General features: G+C 42.0%; 1 protein-coding gene and 1 pseudogene. Both read right to left on the bottom strand.

The annotated features are described in order from the left end of the window. A partial coding sequence (locus tag Q0296_RS02810) for a formate/nitrite transporter family protein (RefSeq protein ID WP_298036289.1) occupies positions 1-824 on the bottom strand: 824 nt, incomplete at its 3' end. A 222-nt stretch (positions 825-1,046) separates the two neighbouring features. Continuing rightward, positions 1,047-1,220 (bottom strand): annotated as a pseudogene (locus tag Q0296_RS02805) (hydrogenase 3 maturation endopeptidase HyCI); the annotation flags it as partial. Positions 1,221-1,275 lie beyond the last annotated feature (55 nt).

The following is a 1,275-nucleotide window of genomic DNA, read 5'->3' as shown; positions in this document are numbered from 1 at the left end:
AAGCCAACAAGACCAACAAAGAAAAGACCACCGCATGTGTTGCCAAGCGTAACTGGAACTAGGTTTTTAACTATGAAATTTCCCCAGTTTAGCATATCTAGCTTATCAGCTGTAGTGTGAAGTAACGCTGCTGCTGCATTGATATCGCCGCCACTTGCCGCGATATAGTGAGCTTTAGAGATGATAGCCTCAGTTATGATGAACATATTTGCAACGCAGTGCTCCATTGAGCATGCGACAAATGCGCCGATCATCCACATGATCGCGAAAAATTTACCAGATAGGTTGCTCTCGCTTGTCGCAGTCCAGATAGACATACAAACAAAGACGTTACAAAAGATACCGCGGATAAATAGCTCGTGAAATGGCGCTGTGATCTTGCCGATACCAGCTGGTACGAAGTGCTGCAAGATGTAGCCGTCATATTTTAGCGGCAAGCCTGAGTAGTAGTACATATAAGCGATCAATGCACCGCCAACGAAGTTAAATATCCAAACGATAGCCCAGTAGCTTATGGTTTTGCCAAATGACAATCTACCCTCATACGCTGTAACACCGCTTAAAACTGAGCTCGTAAATAGGTGGCCGCCATAAAACACAACCATCATGAGACCGCAGCTAAATGTGATACCACCGATGAAATTTGCAAGACCGATAGACTGTTTTTCAGCCATACCAACTGTTGAGTGAGCCCAGAAGATATCACCCATCGCAATAGCAGCTCCAGCCATGATAGCAAGGAAAATAATGCTTACAAGTGGCGTATGAGCTTTATGCTCCATTGAATTTGATACCGCTTGAGCGGTTTCTGCCGGATTTAACATCACGTCTCCTTTTTACTTTTTCTTCCTTTTAGCCTAGCAAAACCAAGCCAAAGAAGCTTTTGCCCGCAGTTGTGAAGTCTGCGTAGGCAAAAGGCTAAGGACAAAATTTGCTATCCAAAAAACTTTGGATAAATTTAAGCCCTTGTTAGAGTTTAAATTTCTCGCAACTAAATTTTGTCTTTAGTAACCAAACCAGGTCAAATTTAGCCCCCTTTGCCAAATTTAACCGACTAAATTTTTATCAATCTCTACTATTCTTAAAAAAGCTTTTCTGGCACTTTTTTTAGCCTGCTCGCTAAGGCCTTCTTCAAAATTTAAGACATTTTCGAGCAAGACACTAATGCCTAGAAAAAGCGTCTTTGGGCAAATTTTACGCAAATAGCTTAAAAGCACTGGCGGTGTCTTTTTGCAGAATTTGCTCAGGCTGTTGTTCACGAAGCAGATTTAACAG

The sequence above is a fragment of the uncultured Campylobacter sp. genome, assembly GCF_937890585.1.
Taxonomy (GTDB): Bacteria; Campylobacterota; Campylobacteria; order Campylobacterales; family Campylobacteraceae; genus Campylobacter_A.
This window is presented reverse-complemented; position numbering and strand designations above follow the sequence as displayed.